20 protein-coding genes are annotated in these 20,101 nt (G+C 34.9%); 12 read left to right on the top strand and 8 right to left on the bottom strand.

The window, feature by feature from the left end:
- Positions 1-34 precede the first annotated feature (34 nt).
- From NTHER_RS08905 to NTHER_RS08875, 7 genes are all read right to left on the bottom strand, one after another.
- The gene (locus tag NTHER_RS08905) at positions 35-1,141 is read right to left on the bottom strand and encodes an acyl-CoA dehydratase activase-related protein (RefSeq protein ID WP_012448202.1); all 1,107 of its coding nucleotides are present in this window, start codon (positions 1,139-1,141) and stop codon (positions 35-37) included.
- Positions 1,113-2,084, bottom strand: coding sequence for an acyl-CoA dehydratase activase-related protein (locus NTHER_RS08900; protein ID WP_012448201.1), 972 nt, complete (start codon positions 2,082-2,084; stop codon positions 1,113-1,115). Before NTHER_RS08900 ends, NTHER_RS08905 begins: the two co-directional genes overlap by 29 nt.
- Positions 2,085-2,347: 263 nt before the next feature.
- The gene (locus tag NTHER_RS08895) at positions 2,348-2,728 is read right to left on the bottom strand and encodes an Asp23/Gls24 family envelope stress response protein (protein WP_012448200.1); all 381 of its coding nucleotides are present in this window, start codon (positions 2,726-2,728) and stop codon (positions 2,348-2,350) included.
- Between the two features lie 108 nt (positions 2,729-2,836).
- Positions 2,837-3,427 carry a thymidine kinase gene (locus NTHER_RS08890; RefSeq protein ID WP_012448199.1) on the bottom strand — a complete coding sequence of 197 codons (591 nt, stop codon included), beginning with the start codon at positions 3,425-3,427 and terminating at the stop codon, positions 2,837-2,839.
- A 123-nt stretch (positions 3,428-3,550) separates the two neighbouring features.
- Positions 3,551-4,435 carry a cell division protein FtsX gene (locus tag NTHER_RS08885; RefSeq protein ID WP_012448198.1) on the bottom strand — a complete coding sequence of 295 codons (885 nt, stop codon included), beginning with the start codon at positions 4,433-4,435 and terminating at the stop codon, positions 3,551-3,553.
- Positions 4,432-5,124 carry a cell division ATP-binding protein FtsE gene (locus NTHER_RS08880; protein ID WP_012448197.1) on the bottom strand — a complete coding sequence of 231 codons (693 nt, stop codon included), beginning with the start codon at positions 5,122-5,124 and terminating at the stop codon, positions 4,432-4,434. The genes NTHER_RS08885 and NTHER_RS08880 overlap by 4 nt, the downstream gene beginning before the upstream one ends.
- A gap of 116 nt (positions 5,125-5,240) precedes the next feature.
- Positions 5,241-6,422, bottom strand: a complete 1,182-nt coding sequence (locus NTHER_RS08875) for a coiled-coil domain-containing protein (protein WP_012448196.1) — start codon at positions 6,420-6,422, stop codon at positions 5,241-5,243.
- A gap of 363 nt (positions 6,423-6,785) precedes the next feature.
- On the opposite strand from NTHER_RS08875, the gene putP reads away from it, so the two are divergent.
- The 10 genes from putP (at position 6,786) to NTHER_RS08825 (ending at position 16,667) form a co-directional block, all read left to right on the top strand.
- On the top strand, positions 6,786-8,327 hold the full coding sequence (gene putP, locus NTHER_RS08870) for a sodium/proline symporter PutP (RefSeq protein WP_012448195.1): 1,542 nt from the start codon (positions 6,786-6,788) through the stop codon (positions 8,325-8,327).
- A 134-nt stretch (positions 8,328-8,461) separates the two neighbouring features.
- Positions 8,462-8,770, top strand: a complete 309-nt coding sequence (locus NTHER_RS08865) for a (2Fe-2S)-binding protein (RefSeq protein WP_041367043.1) — start codon at positions 8,462-8,464, stop codon at positions 8,768-8,770.
- On the top strand, positions 8,763-9,932 hold the full coding sequence (locus NTHER_RS08860; protein WP_083762756.1) for an NAD(P)/FAD-dependent oxidoreductase: 1,170 nt from the start codon (positions 8,763-8,765) through the stop codon (positions 9,930-9,932). The genes NTHER_RS08865 and NTHER_RS08860 overlap by 8 nt, the downstream gene beginning before the upstream one ends.
- 5 nt (positions 9,933-9,937) lie before the next feature.
- Positions 9,938-10,450, top strand: coding sequence for an ATP-binding protein (locus tag NTHER_RS08855; RefSeq protein WP_012448194.1), 513 nt, complete (start codon positions 9,938-9,940; stop codon positions 10,448-10,450).
- The gene (locus tag NTHER_RS08850) at positions 10,447-10,722 is read left to right on the top strand and encodes a (2Fe-2S)-binding protein (RefSeq protein ID WP_012448193.1); all 276 of its coding nucleotides are present in this window, start codon (positions 10,447-10,449) and stop codon (positions 10,720-10,722) included. Before NTHER_RS08855 ends, NTHER_RS08850 begins: the two co-directional genes overlap by 4 nt.
- A complete protein-coding gene (locus NTHER_RS08845; protein ID WP_148206917.1) occupies positions 10,718-11,863 on the top strand; it encodes an NAD(P)/FAD-dependent oxidoreductase in 1,146 nt (381 codons plus the stop codon). The genes NTHER_RS08850 and NTHER_RS08845 overlap by 5 nt, the downstream gene beginning before the upstream one ends.
- A 99-nt stretch (positions 11,864-11,962) precedes the next feature.
- Positions 11,963-13,597: an L-glutamate gamma-semialdehyde dehydrogenase gene (gene pruA / locus NTHER_RS08840; RefSeq protein ID WP_012448191.1), complete on the top strand. Its 1,635-nt coding sequence runs from the start codon at positions 11,963-11,965 to the stop codon at positions 13,595-13,597.
- Positions 13,598-13,715: 118 nt separating this feature from the next.
- Positions 13,716-14,471 (top strand): SagB/ThcOx family dehydrogenase, encoded by a 756-nt coding sequence (locus NTHER_RS08835; protein ID WP_012448190.1) that lies wholly within the window; start codon positions 13,716-13,718, stop codon positions 14,469-14,471.
- Between the two features lie 78 nt (positions 14,472-14,549).
- Entirely contained in the window at positions 14,550-15,509 is a 960-nt protein-coding gene (locus NTHER_RS08830; protein WP_012448189.1) for a carbon-nitrogen hydrolase family protein, read from the top strand.
- Between the two features lie 45 nt (positions 15,510-15,554).
- Positions 15,555-16,667 carry a site-2 protease family protein gene (locus NTHER_RS08825; protein ID WP_012448188.1) on the top strand — a complete coding sequence of 371 codons (1,113 nt, stop codon included), beginning with the start codon at positions 15,555-15,557 and terminating at the stop codon, positions 16,665-16,667.
- Between the two features lie 7 nt (positions 16,668-16,674).
- On the opposite strand, the gene NTHER_RS08820 is transcribed toward NTHER_RS08825, so the two are convergent.
- Positions 16,675-17,337 carry a DUF6391 domain-containing protein gene (locus tag NTHER_RS08820; protein ID WP_012448187.1) on the bottom strand — a complete coding sequence of 221 codons (663 nt, stop codon included), beginning with the start codon at positions 17,335-17,337 and terminating at the stop codon, positions 16,675-16,677.
- A 106-nt stretch (positions 17,338-17,443) separates the two neighbouring features.
- Here NTHER_RS08820 and NTHER_RS08815 point away from each other — a divergent pair, with 106 nt between their 5' ends.
- Together NTHER_RS08815 and sppA are read left to right on the top strand one after the other, a co-directional pair.
- Complete coding sequence (locus NTHER_RS08815; RefSeq protein WP_012448186.1) at positions 17,444-18,355, top strand: radical SAM protein; 912 nt, start codon at positions 17,444-17,446, stop codon at positions 18,353-18,355.
- A 14-nt stretch (positions 18,356-18,369) separates the two neighbouring features.
- Positions 18,370-20,070: a signal peptide peptidase SppA gene (gene sppA, locus NTHER_RS08810; protein WP_012448185.1), complete on the top strand. Its 1,701-nt coding sequence runs from the start codon at positions 18,370-18,372 to the stop codon at positions 20,068-20,070.
- Positions 20,071-20,101 lie beyond the last annotated feature (31 nt).

Here is a 20,101-nt window from a genome sequence, read left to right as displayed (position 1 = left end):
AAAATATTCTCTTAAAGATATTTTCTATATCACATTAAGAAATCCTGCAGTGTTCGGATTGACTATGTCTTTTTTTTAGGATTAAATCAATAAAAGCTTCTAGACGAGTATTAACACCCGCTTCACCTGTTTGTTCATCAAAAGATAGTGACATAATGGGAAAATTCAAATCATTACTAGCCTTTGGTAATACACCCTGGGCAGTGATTTCGGGCATACAGGTAAAAGGAGATACATGAATAACGCCATCTAGCCCTTCTAAATGTGCCAGAACAGCTTCACCTACAGACTCTCTTCCATGTCCCCCAACAAAATCGTTTAGGTATGGCTTGGCAAGTTTTTTGATCTCATGTTTCTTTTCCTTTTGATGATTCTTGCCGGGTAATAGATTTTCCTGGATCCAATCAGATAAATAAATACTTCGTTCAATTTCGACTCCCAATAGTCCTAACTTTTGTTCAATTTTTTGGTTGGCTGTTTCATCTAAATTTAAAAAAATTTCCCCAACTATGGCTACTCTAATGGGATTTATAGATTTTTCCGTGACGAGTCGAGACAATTCTGAGTTAAAATTTTCTTTAATTTTATCTACTTCTTCAGGTGAGTTGGCCTTGTTAAGTTTTGTAAAAGTAGTGGTTTTTAAATTTTCAAGGGAATGTTTTTCTTTTTCATATGGTCGCCATTCATTAAGGCTCTTAGAAACGTGATCAATAGCTAAAAGTTTAGTCCAACTAAGTTTTCCTGCTTCTGATAACATTTTAAGAGAAATATTTTTAATTAAAGGTGAGATGCCTTTAATTAAGTTTATGAAACCGGCAGAAGGTGGTTCGCCAATTACTAGTTCAGCTTGATAACCTAGATCATTCAATATTTCTTTATGAACGGGTCCGTAGAAACCGAATCTACAAGGACCTATACCACCTGGAATTAAAAAAGTATCAGCACCTTGTTCCGCAGCCTCTATGAAATTGCCCAGAGTAATCTTTAAGGGAAAACAAGCGAATTCAGGGGCATATTTGACTCCGAGTTCGATGGTACGTTTAGTAGTTTTTGGTGGGATAATCACATTGACACCTAGATTTTCAAAAAGCGTTTTACTAGCGATCCAGTAACTACCCATGTGAGGGACTGTAAGGTTCACGTGATCCCCTCCTATTAATAAGATCAATAAAAGCTTCAATACGGGTGTGTAAACCAGAAAGCCCAGTGTGTTCATCCAATGTTAGTGTCATGGTTGGTAAAGGATTTAAGTGATTAATTTTTCGATCAATTAAATCACTGATGACAGAATCAGGACCACATGGAAAAGTATTAATTTGAATTAAACCATCGATCAAACCTTTTTTCGATAGATATATAGCAGATTCAAATAAGGCCTTGTTTTTAGTCCAATATAGGTCTTTCGGCATTGCTTTTGCGCTTTCTTTTTGGGGTAACCATTTAAGATCAGTCGAAGGGTAAATAATACATCCTAATTCATGTAATTTGCTTTTGATAGGCACTCCAAGTAACTTATCTTCTAGTACATAATCGTGACCTATTATTCCAATCCGGGGGCCGGTAGAATTTGCTTTGTATGAATTAACACTTTCAGTAAACTGTTTTTTTCGGAATTTAATAGTTTTATGATAAGCCGTTTTTGCTTTAAAAAAAGCCTTCAAAATTTTCCATGTAGATAAATCCAATGAGTTTTTAATATCAGTTAAAGATTTAAGAAAAGTTTTGTTTTCATTATAATTAATAGTGGGTTCAATTAATTTTGCTGAGTATTCTGGAAAAGTTTGTTTAATTAAATCGGGAATTCCGATAAACTTGGGGCACATGTATTCTCTTTTTTTGAGGCTAACGAGACGAGGAATAAATAAGTAATCTACTCTGTTAATTAAGCTTAACACATGCCCGAAGTGAAGTTTTACAGGTAAACAGTTATCTAGCATGGTTAGTTTAGAGCCGTGATTTAGTATTTCCTTGTTTGAAACAGGGGAGATTTTAATGCTGTAACCCAGTTCTTTGAAAAACAATTCTAAACTATCTGAATAAAAATGATACATCAATGATCTTGGAATTCCAATAACGGGTTTCATATAGATTCCTCCTTAGTAAACATCAGGAGCTCACAATAGACTCATATAATAAATGAATTAAATAACATAGCCCTTAATTAAAAGTGTAAAAAAATAGAAGTAAATAATCAAGTCAAATCGTAAAAATTTTCGTTAAAACGCTAACATAACATATTAGTTCAATTGATGATTTTTCACACTCAGTATCAACAACGAAAATGAAATAGTACCCAAAAAAAAAAGACCCATAAGGGCCTTTTTAAATTCGTATCTAAGGGGCTAATTTAATCCGTATTTTCGAGTTCAATCTGTTCGTCTAAATTAACTCCTTGCACATTAACTGAAACTCCAGGAACCGCTAATCCAGTCATTTCTTGAACGGCTTCTCTTACTCTCTCTTGTACAACTCCACAAGTTTCATGAATTTTTATTCCATAATCGACTATCAAGTTCAGTTCTATGCTGGCTTCCTCATTAGTTGATTCAACTTTTACTCCTCTAGCTAAATCTTTTTTGGCACCTAATCTTTCAGCTAAATTCCCCACAACTCCACCACTCATACTAGCAATGCCATCAACTTTATTGGCAGCTATTCCTGCAATAATAGCAGTAACTTCATCGGAAATAACGATTTGATCTTCCTTTGGTAAAGATTCATTTGCCATATGATATCATCTCCTTATAGAAGAGTTGACTTGATAATTAATATTTCGACATATAATGGAAAAATCCTGCATTATAGGAACATATTGAATTGATTTGTTTTAAATATGTTAAGAATTAGCAACAGTTTCGTCAGTATTATTATAATCTTCTTGCCAGCATTTATTACATCTTGGTTCATATTTTTCTTTTCCACCTACTTCAACATCCGTGGATTTAGGAAAGAGAGCTATGGTTTTAGTAGCTATACCACCACATTTGGCACAAACCCCATATATTGGCGTAATATTATCGGATATAGACAATAAATAAGGCATGGAATTAAAAGGTCTCCCCTCTGAAGTTGAGGATAATCCGGCTATAATAACCCAGTATCCTTGATCTCTTAGCTGGCTGACAATATCAATAATTTTGGTATCAAAAAATTGTGCCTCATCAATTGCTACCGCATCAGGTTGTTTTCTAATGGTTATGTCTAAAATTTCCTGAGGAGAAGATACAGAGGTGGCAGATAAAGTATTTCCATTGTGGGATTTAGCAATATTATGTTCATTTCTATTATCTTTATGAGGTTTAAATAATATGTAAGACTTTTGGGCCCAGCCCAAGTGATCTAATCTTCTTAAAAGTTCTCTGGTTTTTCCTGCAAACATGGCACATGAATGGATTGTTTCAATCCAGCCGCAGTCGGGTCTAAACATTAGTCCAGCCTCCTCAAAAACGAAATTATTTTTAATATCTCAATCATAATAAAATAAGTACACTCATATTATAATCATTTGTAAGAATGAAATAAATAGGTAGAGAGTTATAAATAAAAAAATTTATGCCCAGTTACTTTTTAACAAAGTTATTGAACTACCAACACAGCCAAAAAATGCACCTAACAGGGTGAAGGAAATTATTAAGGTAGAAAGTAGTTCTACCACAGTTGGTATTGGTATGAAAGGTAGTGCAGAAATAATCAACTCGTGTAGTCTAGGTAAAGTTATGTACAATAGTCCACCAGATGTCAATCCGCCTAGGGCTCCTAAAAAAGTTCCTTCCATGACAAAGGGGATAGCTATAAATCCTCTTGTAGCTCCTAATAATTGTAAAGTAGATATTTCCTCTTGCCGGGATAATAAACCCAATCTGATAATATGGGAAGTTATAATCATAATACTTATAGCTGTCAAAGTAGCAAATAAAGATGCAAAATAAATAAATATTCTAGTAAGGGATTCCATCTGAGCGAGGACCTCAGTATTGGTTCGTGTGTGCTCTACATTATCGTATTGAGATATTTTATCCATGGCATGATTTATGTTTTCAACTGAAATATTCACTTCAAAATAGGGTGATAGAGGATTGTCTTCAAAATAGTCAAGAATTTTTCCTTCTTCACCTAAAATTTTATTCATTTGTTCTTTTGCTTCGTCTTTATCCACATTATAAACATTTTTCACTCCACTCAATTGACTTAAATTCGTGCTCAATTCATTAATTTTATTATCGGAGATATTTTCGCTATAAAAAACCATAATTTCTCCTTGATCTTTTATGTAATCAGTCAAAACTTGTCCGCTCCACCAGAAACTCAGAATAACACCTAGTATGGTAAATGCTAAGCCAATACTGATAACAGTAACTGCATGACTGAAATAATTTTGTTTACAAGAAATTAAGAATTCTTGGATGAAAAAAAGTGAATTACTAAGGGATTTCACCTGGATTCCTCCTTTTCCAGGTAATCATCAGAACTAACTTGTCCACTTTTCAAAGTAATAACTCGACCCTGAAAATATTTAAGTAAATGAGTTGCATGTGTTGTGATTAAAATTGTTGTGTTGTTACTTTTGAAACTTGCTAAGAGTTTCAAGATATTAAAAGCTGTTTCTTGATCTAGATTACCTGTTGGTTCATCTGCAAGTATTATTTCTGGTTTTCTAGCAACAGCCCTGGTAATGGCTACTCTTTGTCGCTCTCCAAAAGATAAATGATCTATTTTGTGGTTAATCATGTCTTGTAATCCTACTTGATTGAGTAGTTGAATTACATGATGTTTATCTTCTTCAGTTATTGGGCCTAAAACGCGTAATCCAATCAAAACATTTTCCAGTACAGACCTTCCTTTAAACAATTTAAAGTCTTGAAAAATCGGTCCAATTTGTCTTCTTAAAGAAACTTTTTGTACCTTATTGATTCCACGATTAGTTAAACTGATCCCGTTGACAGTAGCTCTACCACTTGTTGGTTTGATATTACCCATTATAATATTAATCAAACTGGTTTTTCCTGCACCACTTTCACCTACCAAAAAGGCCATTTCACCTTTGGTTAAATAAAAATCTATATTTTTTAAAGCCATTGTTTTAGTGTGATTGTACTCAAGGCTCAAGTTAGAAATATCAATCATCAATTCCCACTCCCAAAACTTTTACTTAGTGTTCACTCATAAAGATGTGCTGTCAAACTCGCATAATCGTTCAAATGAAAATTTTACATTATTAACAAATAAGTATAACAGTGCTTTTAATTAAAAGACAATTGCAATTTCATGTAATCTTCCTGTATATTTATTTCTTTAATTCGATAGCCTGCTAACTCCTCTGAAAAGTCCAGTACAATATTTGAATTACTTATTTGCTGCCCGAGCTGGTCACTAGCAATATCAAGTCCTAAAAATTCAAATTTTGTAGGTTTTAACTCCACATACGAATTGTTTTTTGGGACAGGATTCAGGTACAAGTGCTTTTCTTCATTTGAGTTACTCTCGGTAAGTGTTAGCTTAACCTTATCATTATCTAATGAGAAGGTTATTTTTTCTAATTCCTGTTCTTTTTCAATAATTGATATAAACGTATCTTCATAAATTTTTGCTTGCATACTGAAAATGTTCCCGCTGAGTTCGATTTGCTCTTCATCAAAAGTGTGTGTGGATAAAATATCACTTAATATATGTTCTAAATCATCCAACTCGGAAACTGCATTTTCCCAGGCTAAATTAATATGTTTCATTCTGTCTTCGAATTGCTGACGCTGTTCTGATACTTCTTCTAGAATCTGTTCTTGTTGCTTATATTTATTCGTTAAATTTTGAGACTTATTTTTTAGCTCATTTTCTGTTTGTTCTTGTTGATCCAAAGTGTTTGATAGTACTTTTTCTTTTTCTTGGAGGGCTTCTTTATTGGAAATGAGATTATCAATAGTTGTTCTGATATCGGAAATAAATCCTCTAATTATGTTTAAACGCGATATAAAGACTTCAGTACTTCCCGCATCTAATAACTCTTCTAAATAGGAGAGAGGTCCCATTTTTTGAAGAGTTGTTAAAATGTCTCCCAGATTCGCTTGAGCTTTTTGATATCGTTCCTGTTGTTCAGATATTTCTTTGTTCAATTGGGAAATTTGTTGTTCTATTTTATTTATCTGATTTTTTAATGTGGATTTTTGAATCCTAATTTTTTCTTTTTCTCTAGATAATTGAAATAGTTCTTCTTGAATTTTTAATTCCTGTTCATTTAGTTCTTTGATTTCATTTTTAAGATCACCTAGCTCAGAAATATCTTCTTTCTGGATAGTTTCAGAGTTTTCATTAATATTTCTAGTAGTTCGTGTCATGGCCGTTGTATTGAAATTTACTAGATGAAATATTATTAGTAAAGTAAAAGTAACGATTATTGACTTATACTCAGATTTTTGTAGATTCATCATAGTCTAACACCTCTAAGAGGTTTATTGTAGAATTCTATTGTAGAATTCTAATTTATAATTCTTTTTTACGTAAATAAACTCCTGTTGATTTAAAAAATTGCTTATTAGTTATTAAAAAGGATTTTTTTAATTTAAATAGAATAATATATAAAATCAAATAGTTTGTCCAATGAATTAACGATACCGTAGACGAAATAAAAATAATTGTAGCAAATTAAAGAATTTACAAAAAATTATAACTGAGGGAGGAATTTTTGTGGAGTATACTCTTACGACTGCTACGTGGTTTTGGTTACTTGTACCTATGCCTTTACTGATTGTATGGGCCATTATTAGCTATTTTGTTGAGAGGAGGAATGAATAATGGTCCCCATACCTATAATGTCGACTTTTATAGCATATTTAATCTTTATGGTAATAGTCGGTATAATAACCTATAAAATGACTTATACCTTGGATGATTATGTGTTGGCTGGGCGCGGTTTAAATAAATGGGTTGCAGCTATGTCAGCTCAAGCTAGCGATATGAGTGGTTGGCTACTCTTAGGATTACCAGGTGCCGCTTATGCCTCTGGCATGGGCCAGTGGAGTATCTGGATGTGTATAGGTCTTGCTACAGGAACGATGCTTAATTGGCAGTTTATTGCTAAAAAACTCAGGGCTTATACAGAATTAGCTGGTGACAGCATTACATTATCCGAATTCTTCTCAAATAGATTTCGAGATAAGAGTGAAGTACTAAGAATTGTATCTGCTCTATTTATTTTAGTATTTTTCTTGTTCTATACTGCGTCTGGCTTGGTTGCCGGGGGGAAATTATTTGAGTCGTTTCTCGGTGTTGATTATTATCTTGCTTTAACTATTGGAACTATTGTTATCTTGATTTACACCTTTGTAGGGGGATTTATTGCAGTTACCTGGTTGGACTTTGTTAATGGTATATTAATGTTTTTTGCTCTGATCATTGCCCCTATAGGAGTTGTCAGTCATCTTGGAGGATTGAGTGATGTTTTTGCAGAAATTGGTTCCATAAACCCTGATCTATTAGATATAACTCGAGGTGTAAATTATAATTACACTGACGATATTTTTTGGGAATCTACAGGCCCTATTGGAGCCATTGGTATTATATCGGCTTTGGCCTGGGGATTGGGATACTTTGGTCAACCTCATATCTTAGCGAGATTTATGGCCATTAAATCTTTGAGAGCTATTAAAACTTCTCGGTTAATTGCAGTGATATGGGTTGTTTTAACATTGATGGGAGCTTCCATGGTGGGCTTTATGGGAATTTCCATTTTTGGAGAAGAAGCACCTCTATATGATTCTGAGTGGGTCTTTTTAGAATTGGTTCCATTAATTTTTAACCCGTGGATTGCGGGGATTCTATTGGCAGCAGTGTTAGCAGCTATCATGAGTACAGTGGACTCACAATTACTTGTTTCTTCTAGTGCCTTAACCCAAGACTTTTACAGGCGATTCTTGAGAAAAGACGCCACTGAAAAAGAGTTGGTTTGGGGTGGAAGAATTTCTGTCTTAATTATTACTTTAATAGCATATTATTTAGCATGGGAAGAAGGCCATGTATTAGAACTAGTTGAATATGCTTGGGCTGGTTTTGGAGCGACCTTTGGCCCTGCTGTCATAGCTTCTTTGTTTTGGAAAAGAACTACTCGTAACGGAGCTCTGGCAGGAATAGTTGTTGGTGGATTGACGGTGATTTTATGGGAAATACTGGGTACTCCCTTTGGGCTATATGAGATCGTACCTGGTTTTATTTTGTCACTGGTAGCAATCATTATTTTTAGTTTGATTGATGATGAGCCTAGTCAAGAAATTTTGGAAGAATTTGAAAGATCCCAAGAGCTTTCACAACCTGGAGCTGAACTGCCAGAAAAGGAATAATTTCAACTATAATCATGATTACTGGTTTTAGGCGGGTGAAACCGTCTAAAACCAGTAATTATGGATGTTAATATTGCAATTGCAATATATAAATAACACATAATTGCTTTATTCTAGTTTAAAGGAGGGAGCATATGAGAATCAAAAATCACCCGATTTTGAATTTTGAAAACAATGAAACAGTTACTTTTTATTATGAAGGCCAAAAGTACCAAGGTGTTAAGGGTGAGACCATTGCTTCAGCACTTCATGCGGCAGGGGTGAAAGTACTTCGGAATAGTAGAAGACATAAAAGACCACGGGGGTTCTTCTGTGCCATTGGTAACTGTTCTTCATGCTCTATGAAGGTGAATGGAGTACCAAACGTCCGGGTGTGCGTTGAGCCCTTAGAAGAAGGAATGGTGGTGGAAAAACAGGATGAAAGAGGTGAATTAAATGTCTGATAATCACAATTTTTCAGAACTTTCGCCTAATCTACGTGATCCTTCAACTTTACGACTTAAAAAAGAGATCAATACTGAAGTAGTAGTTATAGGTTCTGGACCGGCCGGTTTATCTGCTGCTTTAAGTGCTGCTGAGGAAGGAGCACAGGTTCTTTTATTAGAACGAGATCCCTTTTTGGGTGGTCAACTTGTCAAACAAACACACATGTTTTTTGGCTCTGAAGAACAATATGCAGCAGAACGAGGAGTTAAAATTGGTAAAATACTTTCAGAACAATTGCAATCTTATGATAATATAGATGTTTATATAAATGCTACAGCTCTAGGCTATTATGAATATGGTACTTTATTAGTAGAGCATAATGGGGAAATAATTAGGATAAAACCATCAAAGATGATTGTTGCTACTGGAGCACAAGAAAAAGTTCTTCATTTTCCCAACTGGGACTTACCTGGGGTATACGGGGCTGGAGCTGTACAAACTTTGATGAATGTTTACGGAGTCAAGCCCGGAGATAAAGTTGTTATGGTAGGTGCTGGAAATATTGGTGTTATTGTTAGCTATCAATTGATTCAGGCAGGAGTGGAAGTTGTTGGTGTTTTAGAGGCAGCATCACAAATTGGTGCTTACCTAGTACATGCCTCTAAACTCAGAAGGCAGGGAGTTCCTATATATACATCTACCACTGTTAAGGAAGTTCACGGAGAAAATGCTTTAGAAAAAATAACTACTGTCGAACTAGATAATAATTGGAACTATATTCCTGGGAGTGAACAAAATTTCGAGGTTGATGTGCTATGCCTTTCCGTTGGGTTAACTCCACTAGCAGAACTATTATTACAAGCGGGTTGTGAAACTGTATATGTTCCAGAATTAGGAGGGTTTACTCCTATTAGGGATGAAAATTTTGAAACTACAAAAAGCGGTATTTATGTAGCAGGTGATGTTTCAGGTGTAGAGGAAGCAAGCTCTGCCATGGTTGAAGGCAAGCTAGCAGGTATGTTTGCAGCTGAAAGCCTCGGATATCAAAAAGAAGGTTTTTGGATCAGGGCTAAAAATGCTCGCGAAGAGTTAATGAGCTTAAGAAGAGGTCCTGTGGGCCAAGTTATCAGACGTGGACAAAGTCAATTAGTTAAAAAAGCCAAAGCTAAGGGGGTTTAAATATAATGAATGATAAAATAGTCGAAACAGGTGTGCCTTCGGAAAAGTTACAAGAACAAGTTAAACCTCCCGAACATAGGCGAGAACAAGGACCTGTGGTAATGGTGGAGTGTTTTCAGGAAATCCCTTGTGACCCCTGTAATAAAGCTTGCAATTTTGGTGCTATAAAGCCCTTTGAGGATATAAATGATTTACCAGAAGTAGATTTTGATAAATGTAATGGTTGCGGAGTTTGCGTTGGTTACTGTCCAGGGTTAGCTATTTTTATTATTGATGAAACTTATTCTCAAGAAACGGATCTTGTTAAAATACCCTACGAATTTTCACCATTACCTGAAAAGGGGCAAGTTGTTCAGGGGCTAGATAGGGAAGGTAAGTACGTGACAGATGTAAAAGTCTCACAAGTAAGAGAATCTAGCAGAAAAAATCGAGTTTATATATTGAGTTTGGAAGTTCCCAAAGGATATGGTTACACCGTAAGAAATATTTCTTTTACTAGTGAAGGAGGGTCGTCATGACAGATGATACTATTCTTTGTCGTTGTGAAGATTTGACTTTTGGTGAAGTGAGAGAGTGGATTAATAAGGGTTATAATAATTTTGAAGAATTGAAAAGAGTTTGCAGAATAGGTATGGGAGCCTGTCAAGGAAAAAGTTGCCGAGAGGCTTTATTAAAAGAATTGGTAAAAGTTAAAGGTAGCTCTATATCTGAGGAAACTACCGGTGTTTATCGACCTTTATTAAAACCTGTCAAGCTGGGAACTTTAGCAAGGGGTGATCTCGATGATTAATAACACGGCGAATGTAGTGATTATTGGAGGAGGTATCAATGGATTAGCTACAGCTTATAACCTGGCCAAAATGGGAGAAAGCGATATAGTTTTAGTTGAGCGAGAATATATTGCAAGTGGAGCTACCGGTAGGTGTGGAGCAGGAATAAGGCAGCAATGGGGAACTGAAAAAAACTGTATTTTAAGTAGGGAAAGTGTCAGGATGTTTGAAAACTTAGAAGAAACTTTAGATTACGACCACGATATAGAATTTAAACAAAAGGGTTATTTGTTTTTGGCTTATGATGAAGGGCTTTTTGAACAATTTAAGAAAAATGTGAAACTGCAAAATGATCTTAATATTCCCTCTAGACTGTTAACTCCTGGTGAAATTAAAGATATAGCCCCTCATGTAAATATAAATGGTCTATATGGTGGGACCATTTGTGAGGAAGATGGGCATGCCAATCCTTTTCATGTTAGTGAAGCCTATCGAAAAGCGGCAGAGAGATTAGGAGTGAAAATTTACACCTATACAGAAGTATGGGATATTGAAACAGAAAGAGGTGAAGTAACTGGTGTAATTACAGATAAAGGAAAAATATCAACGAAAAAGGTGTTAAATACCGCCGGGGGTCATGCTAAAGAAGTTGGACGAATGGCAGGGATTGAACTTCCTATATATCCCGAGCGACATGAAGCCATGGTTTCGGAACCGCTAGATCCTTTTCAAGGTCCTATGATCGTTTCGCTTTATCATGATTTTTACATGCAGCAGGTACCTCATGGAAGTTTTCTCATGGGGCATGGTGACCCCGAAGAACCAGAAAGTTTGAACATTAATTCTAGTGTTAAATTTCCTATTAAATTATCCAAAAAGATTGCCAGTGTATTCCCGCCGTTAAAGGATATTAAAATCATACGGCAATGGGCTGGATTATATGATATGAGTCCAGATGCACAACCGATTTTGGGTGAAACCTCAGTTAAAGGTTTTTATACTTCTGCAGGTTATAGCGGGCACGGTTTCATGATTGCACCTTATACATCAAAATTAGTTGCCCAGCTTATCCTTGAACAAGAGCCAGAACTCGATATTAGTATGTTAAATTACGATCGCTTTGAAAGAGGAGAATTAATTTTAGAACCATCGGTAGTTTGATTTTTGACTTTTTGTTGATCTACTATTAGTCAAAGGGTTTTTTAGGAATAAAGTCGAATTAAATAATTAGAGACACTCAATTTTATAGGAGGTGTAGTAATGCCTAAAAATAATGCTTTTGAATTTGTTCGCCCAAGAAATGAATATCCTTTAAATTATACTCCAGGTAGTCCAGAGAAGGAAGAGGTTAAAGAGAAATTAACTGAACTGAAAGGTGAAGTTACGGAGATTCCATTAATCATAGGTGGTCGGGAAGTGAAAACAGGTGATCTTGGTGAAGTTCGGATGCCTACTGACCATAGCACTGTCCTTGCTAAATATCATAAAGCCGGTGAAAAAGAAATTGACATGGCCATAGAAGCTGCACTTAAAGCTAAACACGAGTGGGAAAGGATGCCCTGGGATAAAAGGGCAAAAATATTTAAAAAAGCTGCTGCTTTGATAGCAGGTCCATATAGATCAACAGTAAACGCGGCTACTATGCTTGGTCAGGGGAAAAATATCTATCAATCTGAAATTGAAGCTGTTTGCGAATTAGTAGATTTCCTGGAATTTAACACCTATTATTTAAATGAAATTTATAAGGATCAGCCAGATTCTCTAAGGACTGTAATTAACCAGGTGGAATACCGTCCTCTTGAAGGCTTTATATTTGCAGTTTCACCGTTTAACTTTACAGCTATTGGAGGAAATCTACCTAGTGCCCCTGCAATAGCAGGCAATGTATCAGTGTGGAAACCAGCTTCCACGGCAGTATATTCAAATTATATTGTTATGAAGATTTTTGAAGAAGCTGGTCTACCCCCTGGAGTCATAAATTTCATTCCAGGATCTGGTGGATTAGTTGGTAACCGTGTTATGAAACATCCTGACTTAGCTGGTGTTCATTTTACCGGGTCTTCGGAAGTCTTTAAAGATATGTGGAAAGAAGTTGGTCAAAATATCGACCGTTATAAAACTTATCCCAGAATTGTAGGGGAAACAGGTGGCAAAGACTTTGTGGTTGCTCATCCAACTGCAGATAAAAATGAAGTAATTACCGCTCTTATCAGAGGTGCTTATGAGTACCAGGGACAAAAGTGCTCAGCGGCAAGTCGTGCTTACATTCCAGAAACCCTCTGGGAAAGAATGAAAGATAAATTAATTGAAAAAGTTTCAGAATTAAAAGTTGGCCCCGTTGAGGATTTCACAAATTTTGTTAATGCAGTTATTGATAAACAAGCTTTTGATAAGATTGCTTCATATATTGATTATGCCAAAGATTCAGATGAGGCCGAGATACTTGCAGGAGGTAAGTACGATGACTCAGAGGGCTATTATATTTGGCCAACTGTCATCAAAACTGACAATCCTAAATTTAAAACCATGGAAGAAGAAATTTTTGGTCCAGTGCTAACTGTTTATGTATATCCAGACAATGAATACGAAAAGACTCTAGAATTGTGTAATGAAACCTCACCTTATGGATTGACTGGCAGTATTATAGCCAAGGATAAAGAAGCCCTTTTAAAAGCTGAAGACATCCTCACTCATGCGGCAGGAAACTTTTATATAAATGATAAACCAACTGGCTCTGTTGTTGGTCAACAGCCCTTTGGTGGGGCAAGAGCTTCTGGAACTAATGATAAAGCAGGTTCAATGTGGAATATAATTAGATGGATTTCCCCTAGATCTATTAAAGAAAATCTTAATCCACCCAAAGATTATAGATACCCTTGCATGGAAGAAGAGTAATTTATAAAGCCTCCGGTTTGTTTACCGGGGGCTTATAAATAGTTAGGATGTTTAAGATGTAAGTTAAGTTGAGTAAACTAATAAAATTTTTACATAATTAAGGAGGTAGAATATTTTTATGGATAATATAGGTAAAAATTTTATTGAATACACAAAATTGAAAAACCTGAAAAAATCTGATGAAGATAAGGGTTTAGCTGAACCGCCCATTGAAAAGGAGTTATCCCAAGAAGAAAATATCATTGAACTTCCAGACCCAGAGTTGGGCATGAATCACAATTTTCATTTACAAACTGTTATTGGTAATAGGAAAAGTATTCGTAATTTTAGTGCAGAACCTCTTTCTAAAGTGGAATTGTCGTATCTTTTATGGAATACTCAGGGTATCAAACGAAAATCTTCTAATAACTCTGTAACTAAGAGAACTGTACCTTCAGCTGGTGCTCGTCACCCTTTAGAAACTTACTTATATGTTCAAAATGTAGAGGATTTACAACAGGGGATTTACCGCTATATTGCAGGGCAGCATAATTTGAGTTTTTGGAAACCGATAAAGCAAGGGACTAAAGTAGAGGATTTGGAAAAAGCCTGTTATCAGCAAAAATTTGTCGGCGAGTGTGCAGTTACTTTTATTTGGACTGCAGTTGTTGAGAGAACGACTTGGAGGTATGGCGAAAGAGGTTATCGGTATTTATTTTTAGATGCAGGACATGTTTGCCAAAATCTCTATTTAAGTGTAGAAAACATTAACTCAGGAGCATGTGCAATTGGAGCTTATGATGACGAAATGGTTCATGAAATTTTAGATATAGATGGTGAAAAGGAATTCGCTATTTATCTTGCTTCTGTGGGGAAAAAGATATCCCGTAGTTAAATTTCTTGACCCGATATAATTGTTGCACTAAAATAAATTCAAATCATTTAATTTAGTATTTAGACGGGGGTGTTCTAGATGCCGTATAGAATTGTAGAAAGAGTATTTTCTAGTGATGATAATAGTCCTACAGTTTTGATTGCTAATTTACACATGAAATCAGATATAGAAGAAAATCTCAAAAAAATGGAGCAAGTCGTAGAAATTGCCCACGAAAAAGAAGTGAATATTCTTATTTTTCCGGAACTTTGTGTTACTGGTTATGTTTGGGAAACAGAAAATGAAAGTGAAGTTAGAGATTATTTGAGAAGAGGAGAGAACAGTCAGATAGCTACATGGGTAAAGAATATACGTGATAGTTTATTTGACGATGGTATTGGTTTGGAGTACGTTTTTTATAACAATGTTAACTTAAAAGATGATAAATTCTATAATTCAACTTTTATTTTAAATCCTAATATAGATCTTTATGATGAGAAATATATTTACAACAAAATATTTCTTCCACCAATTGAACAAAAATATTTTGAGCGAGGACCTGATAAGAGATTGACTATAGATACTAAATGGGGTAGATTTGGATTTTTGATTTGTTATGATCTAAACTTTGTTGAACTGGCCAGAAAATATGCTGTAGATGACGATGTAGACGCCATTATAACTATGGCCCATTGGCGATCTGAAGCCAGGAGAGAATATCCCGAAATGAATATAAAAACAGATCACTATTATGGGTTTTTGTGGAATCTAATGAATTCCTCTAAAGCAGCTTACAATCAAGTATTTAGTTTAGCTGCCAATGCCGTAGGGCGTCATGAAATCTCTGATGTTTACTTTTGGGGCGGAAGCGGTATTTGGGCACCTTCAGGGATGCAATTACTGCAAGCATCAAATATTAACGAAGAATTACTCATTATTAAGAATTTAGATATTAGAGGTCAAAAGTTCAAAGAAAAAGATGACTTTAATTATATGATTGATTTCGAAAGATTTTATAATGGGATTAAAGATCAGGGTAGCTACACTAAGTATTTATAAAAATTTCAGGCCATTAATCACTGTATTTTTTGGAGGGTTAGATAAGTGTTTAGTAACTCACTTAGAATAGCTCGTTTTTTTGGAATTGATGTTGAGTTAGATTTTAGCTGGCTCGTAATTTTTATGGTATTTAGTTTTAGTTTATCAACAAACTATTTCCCAAATGTTTTAGCTGAAAAAACAGATCTGATATATTGGCTGGCTGGGGTAACAGCGACAATTATGTTATTTATTTCAGTATTAATCCATGAATTTGCTCATTCTTTAACAGCCTTAAAAGAAGGACATGATATTAAAAAAATTACATTATTTATTTTCGGTGGAGTAGCTCAGTTAGATGAAGAACCCAGAACTTCCGTTTCTGAATTAAAAATCACTATAGTGGGGCCAGTTTCTAGTTTGGCATTAGCCGCAATTTTTGGACCTATCAGCCTCTTATTTACAGAAGGGCATTTTTTGGGAGAAATTTTATTTTTTTTGGCTAGAGTTAATCTAACTATTGGAATACTAAACTTGATCCCTGCCTTCCCCCTAGATGGTGGCCGAATATTGCGAGCTGCTATCTGGTACTTTAAAAAAGATTTGTTATTAGCTACTAAAATTAGTGTATTAGCTGGAAGTGCCTTGGCTTTCTTATTAATGGGAATGGGTTTTATGATAACTGTAACAGTTTCAGTAATGGGACTATGGTATATTTTTATGGGATGGCTTCTTTATCAAGCAGGACAAAACAGCTACACCCAGGTCACCTTGAAAAACACATTATCGGGTTATCAAGTGCAAGATGTCATGACAGATAATGTGCTAGTTGTATCTACTGAATTAACAATTGATAGGCTAGTTGAAGAATTTTATCGCCATAAAGTAGGAGCATTTCCCGTAGTAGGAGGCTCAGCAGTTCTAGGTTTAGTAACCATGAACCAAGTCAAGACTGTTAATCAGGATGAATGGGAAGTAAAGAAAGTTAGAGAAATAATGACGGCTATTGATGAATGCATTATTATGGAGCCTGAAGAAGAAGCTGTAGAAGCCATGATGAAAATGGCCCGGCACAATGCCGGGCGTGTTCTGGTAATGGATGCTGGACGCCTTGTAGGGATTCTTAGCAATACTGATATGATGCGTCTAATTAAAATGAAAACTCTTTTTGAAAAATAGTCATATTTTAGATACGAATAATTTCAACCTGATCACTTTTTTGTGTCCTGACAAAAAATTTGTTGGGAGTTTGGGGAAAAGACATCCCGAAAATACCAATGAAGTTTCTAGAATTGTATTCTACACCTATAATATCCATATCTTTAACTTGAGCTGATGTGGTTATAAACCGCTGTAAAATTCTACCCGCTAGGGGTCCAACGAACTGGGACAGGATAATGGCGACAATGATATTAAAGAAGTTAAACATACCTGTCTGCCAGAGCAGAACAATAAAAATTACTGCAGCTACAAAGTTAGCAGCCAACATACTAGTTCCACATCTATTGTGAATGGCTAAATGATTTTCTCCTCTTTGTAATCTCTGAAGCCCAATTATTGCTGCGTTTTCTAAATGAGCAGGATGTACTTTCCCTTGGATAAAAAACCCTTGTTCTGTAGCATAGCCAGCTAATTTCCTATAGCCAAACTCTCTTTCCAAAACATTAATAGTTGAATGTTCCAAGGCATGATTTTGTCTTAATTTTTTATTAATTGCTATTTTAATTAGTTGACCAGGTATAGTTATTATATTAATCAAGGAGTAAAATGCAAACTGAAACGGTAATATTAAAATACTAAAAAAGAGAAATAATAAAATTGGTAATAATAACAGATCAATTAAGAACATGTCTTCCTCCCCTTTTTGGGTTGTGAGATTTTTCATACTTCCATTATAATTTTATCACAACGGGTTTATTAGCAAAAGATTGTCAGAATACTTTGGAGGGAGTCAAATGGTACATAACTACTTACCTGGATACTTGAAATTATTTGAAGCGGGAAAATTGGAAAAACTAAGACAGAATGCTTATCAAGAATTGGAAAATTGCACAATTTGTCCCCATAATTGTCAAGTTAACAGATTAAATGGACAAATAGGGTTCTGCCAAACTGGTGAATATGTTCGGATTGCCTCATTTTTCCCTCATTTAGGAGAAGAGGGACCTTTGGTTGGGAATAAGGGGTCTGGTACTATATTTTTTTCGTATTGCAATTTGAAATGTACTTTTTGTCAGAATTATGATATTAGCCATTATGGTAATGGTGAGCTGATATCATTGGAAAAATTAGCCAGAATAATGGTCAAATTACAAAACACTGGTTGTCACAATATCAACTTGGTTTCTCCATCCCATTTTATCCCCCAGATAATCTCGGCTTTGTATGAAGCTAGTAAAATGGGACTAAAAATACCTGTGGTCTATAACAGCGGAGGTTTTGACTCAATTAAGGGTTTGAAGTATCTTGATGGAATAATTGATATTTACTTACCTGATATTAAATTCGGTAGTGATGAAACTGCATATTATTATACAAAAGCTACTAATTATTTTCAGGTAGTTAATAAAGCTGTTAGTGAAATGTTTAGACAGGTAGGTCCTTTAAAAACTGATAAACATGGTATTGCTTATCAAGGGTTGATTGTTAGGCACTTGGTTTTACCTAAAAATCTAGCTGAATCAAAACAAGTCTTTGAAATGCTTGCAGATATTTCTCAAGATATTACAGTAAATGTTATGGGACAATATTATCCAGCATACCAAGCTCATCAGGATGAGTTACTGTCCCAACCACCAACTATCAAGGATATTAAAGCAGCTAGAAAATCAGCCCATGATAGAGGACTTAATCTTTTGGATGATTGATAAGAGGTGATATAATGTTATTATCCCATGTGTATTCAGGGTTTAGATGGATATATTATGGTTGTTCTTTTATTAAAAGAACTTTAACCAGGCCCGCGGATTACATAATAATCGAGTTAGAAGGTAATTATAATTTTTTTCCTGAACCCCAAAATTTTTTAAAAAAAAGATTTGCTAAAACCCCTCCGGCAATATTAAATTTAAAAAAACAATTGAAAACTATCAGTAACGATCCTAGATTAACAGGTGTGGTTTTGAAACAGACCAATTTTAATATACCATACACTTATTTAGATGAAGTTATAGACGCTTTAAAAATCCTGAAAAATAACAATAAAAAGTTATACTCCTGGGCAAAAAATTATAGTACCAGTGGTTATTTTTTAGCTAGTTATTGTGACGAAATATTTTTGCAACCTGGTGGAAAAATTGATGAGTTGGGTTTTCTCAATGAGAGTTTTTTTCTTAAGGATGCTCTTAATCAATTGGGCATTGAATTTGATATTTTTAAAATCAGTCCTTATAAAACAGCTTCAGACTTTCTGATTCGGTCTAACTCTTCTAAAGAAGCCCGAGAGATGAATCAGTGGATTATGAACTCTATATATGACAATTTCATTAATAATATATCTTGGGGCAGAAAAAAGACTAAACAGGAGATGGAAGAATTAGTCAATAATGCTCCCTATACAGATAACGAAAGCCTTGAATTAGGATTGATAGATAAAATCTTGGGAGAAGAAGATTTAGTTAAATTTTTAAAACCGCTCGATAAAAAAGAGTCGAAAAAAATACAACACTCAATAAAAATTGAGAACTTTAAGAGTGCTCATAAAAAACTATATCCACCTAGACCTAAAAAGTCAAAAGGTAGTGTTGGACTTGTAAAAATAGAGGGTATGATAATAGATGGTAGGAGCAAAGCCCCGCAAAATTATCCTCCCATTCCAATTCCCTTAATTGCTGGTGAACGTGCTGGCGATCTCACCATTACCGAACAATTAAGGAAACTGGGTGCAAATCCCAAAATTAAGGGGATAATTGTATTTATTGATTCAGGAGGCGGTTCGGCTTTGGCTTCTGAGTCTATTGCTTACACTATAAGGTCTATTACTAGACAAAAACCAGTAATTGCTTTATTAGGTGAAAAAGCAGCATCCGGGGGATATTATGTGGCATCACAAGCTGATTATATAGTGTCCTACCCCACTACACTTACTGGATCCATAGGTGTAGTTGCCGGTAAGGCAGTTAATACAAATTTACTAAATAAATTATTGATTAACCGAGAAATCAATGTAAGAGGAAACAGCAGAGAAATGTTTTACAGTCATAGAGTTTTCAATGATAGAGAACGGGAAAAAATGCAAGAAGGATTAATGCGAACATACAATCTATTTTTAGAAAGAGTTTGTGAGGGCAGGAAAATGACTAAAGCCCAGTTAGATCCTATAGCAAAAGGTAAAGTCTGGACTGGGGAACAAGCTTTAGCCAAAGGATTAGTTGATGAGTTAGGTGGATTTGAAGAAACAAAAGTTAAAATGAAAGAGTTAACAGGTTTATCTAAATTTTCGATTTATGAACCAAAAATCACCGAAAGGTATCAAATATCAAAATTTGATGAACAACAAAATATCGTAAATTATTCCATAGAAGGACTAAAATTATTTGATGGTAAAAAACCGTTATGTATAGCTGAGGAATTGGTATATTAAAGTGTGTAGAAGTTAGAAGTTGATAACTAAA

It is taken from the genome of Natranaerobius thermophilus JW/NM-WN-LF, from assembly GCF_000020005.1.
Lineage (GTDB): Bacteria > Bacillota > Natranaerobiia > Natranaerobiales > Natranaerobiaceae > Natranaerobius > Natranaerobius thermophilus.
The sequence above is the reverse complement of the archived record's forward strand: the minus strand, read 5'-3'. Positions and strand labels throughout refer to the sequence as shown.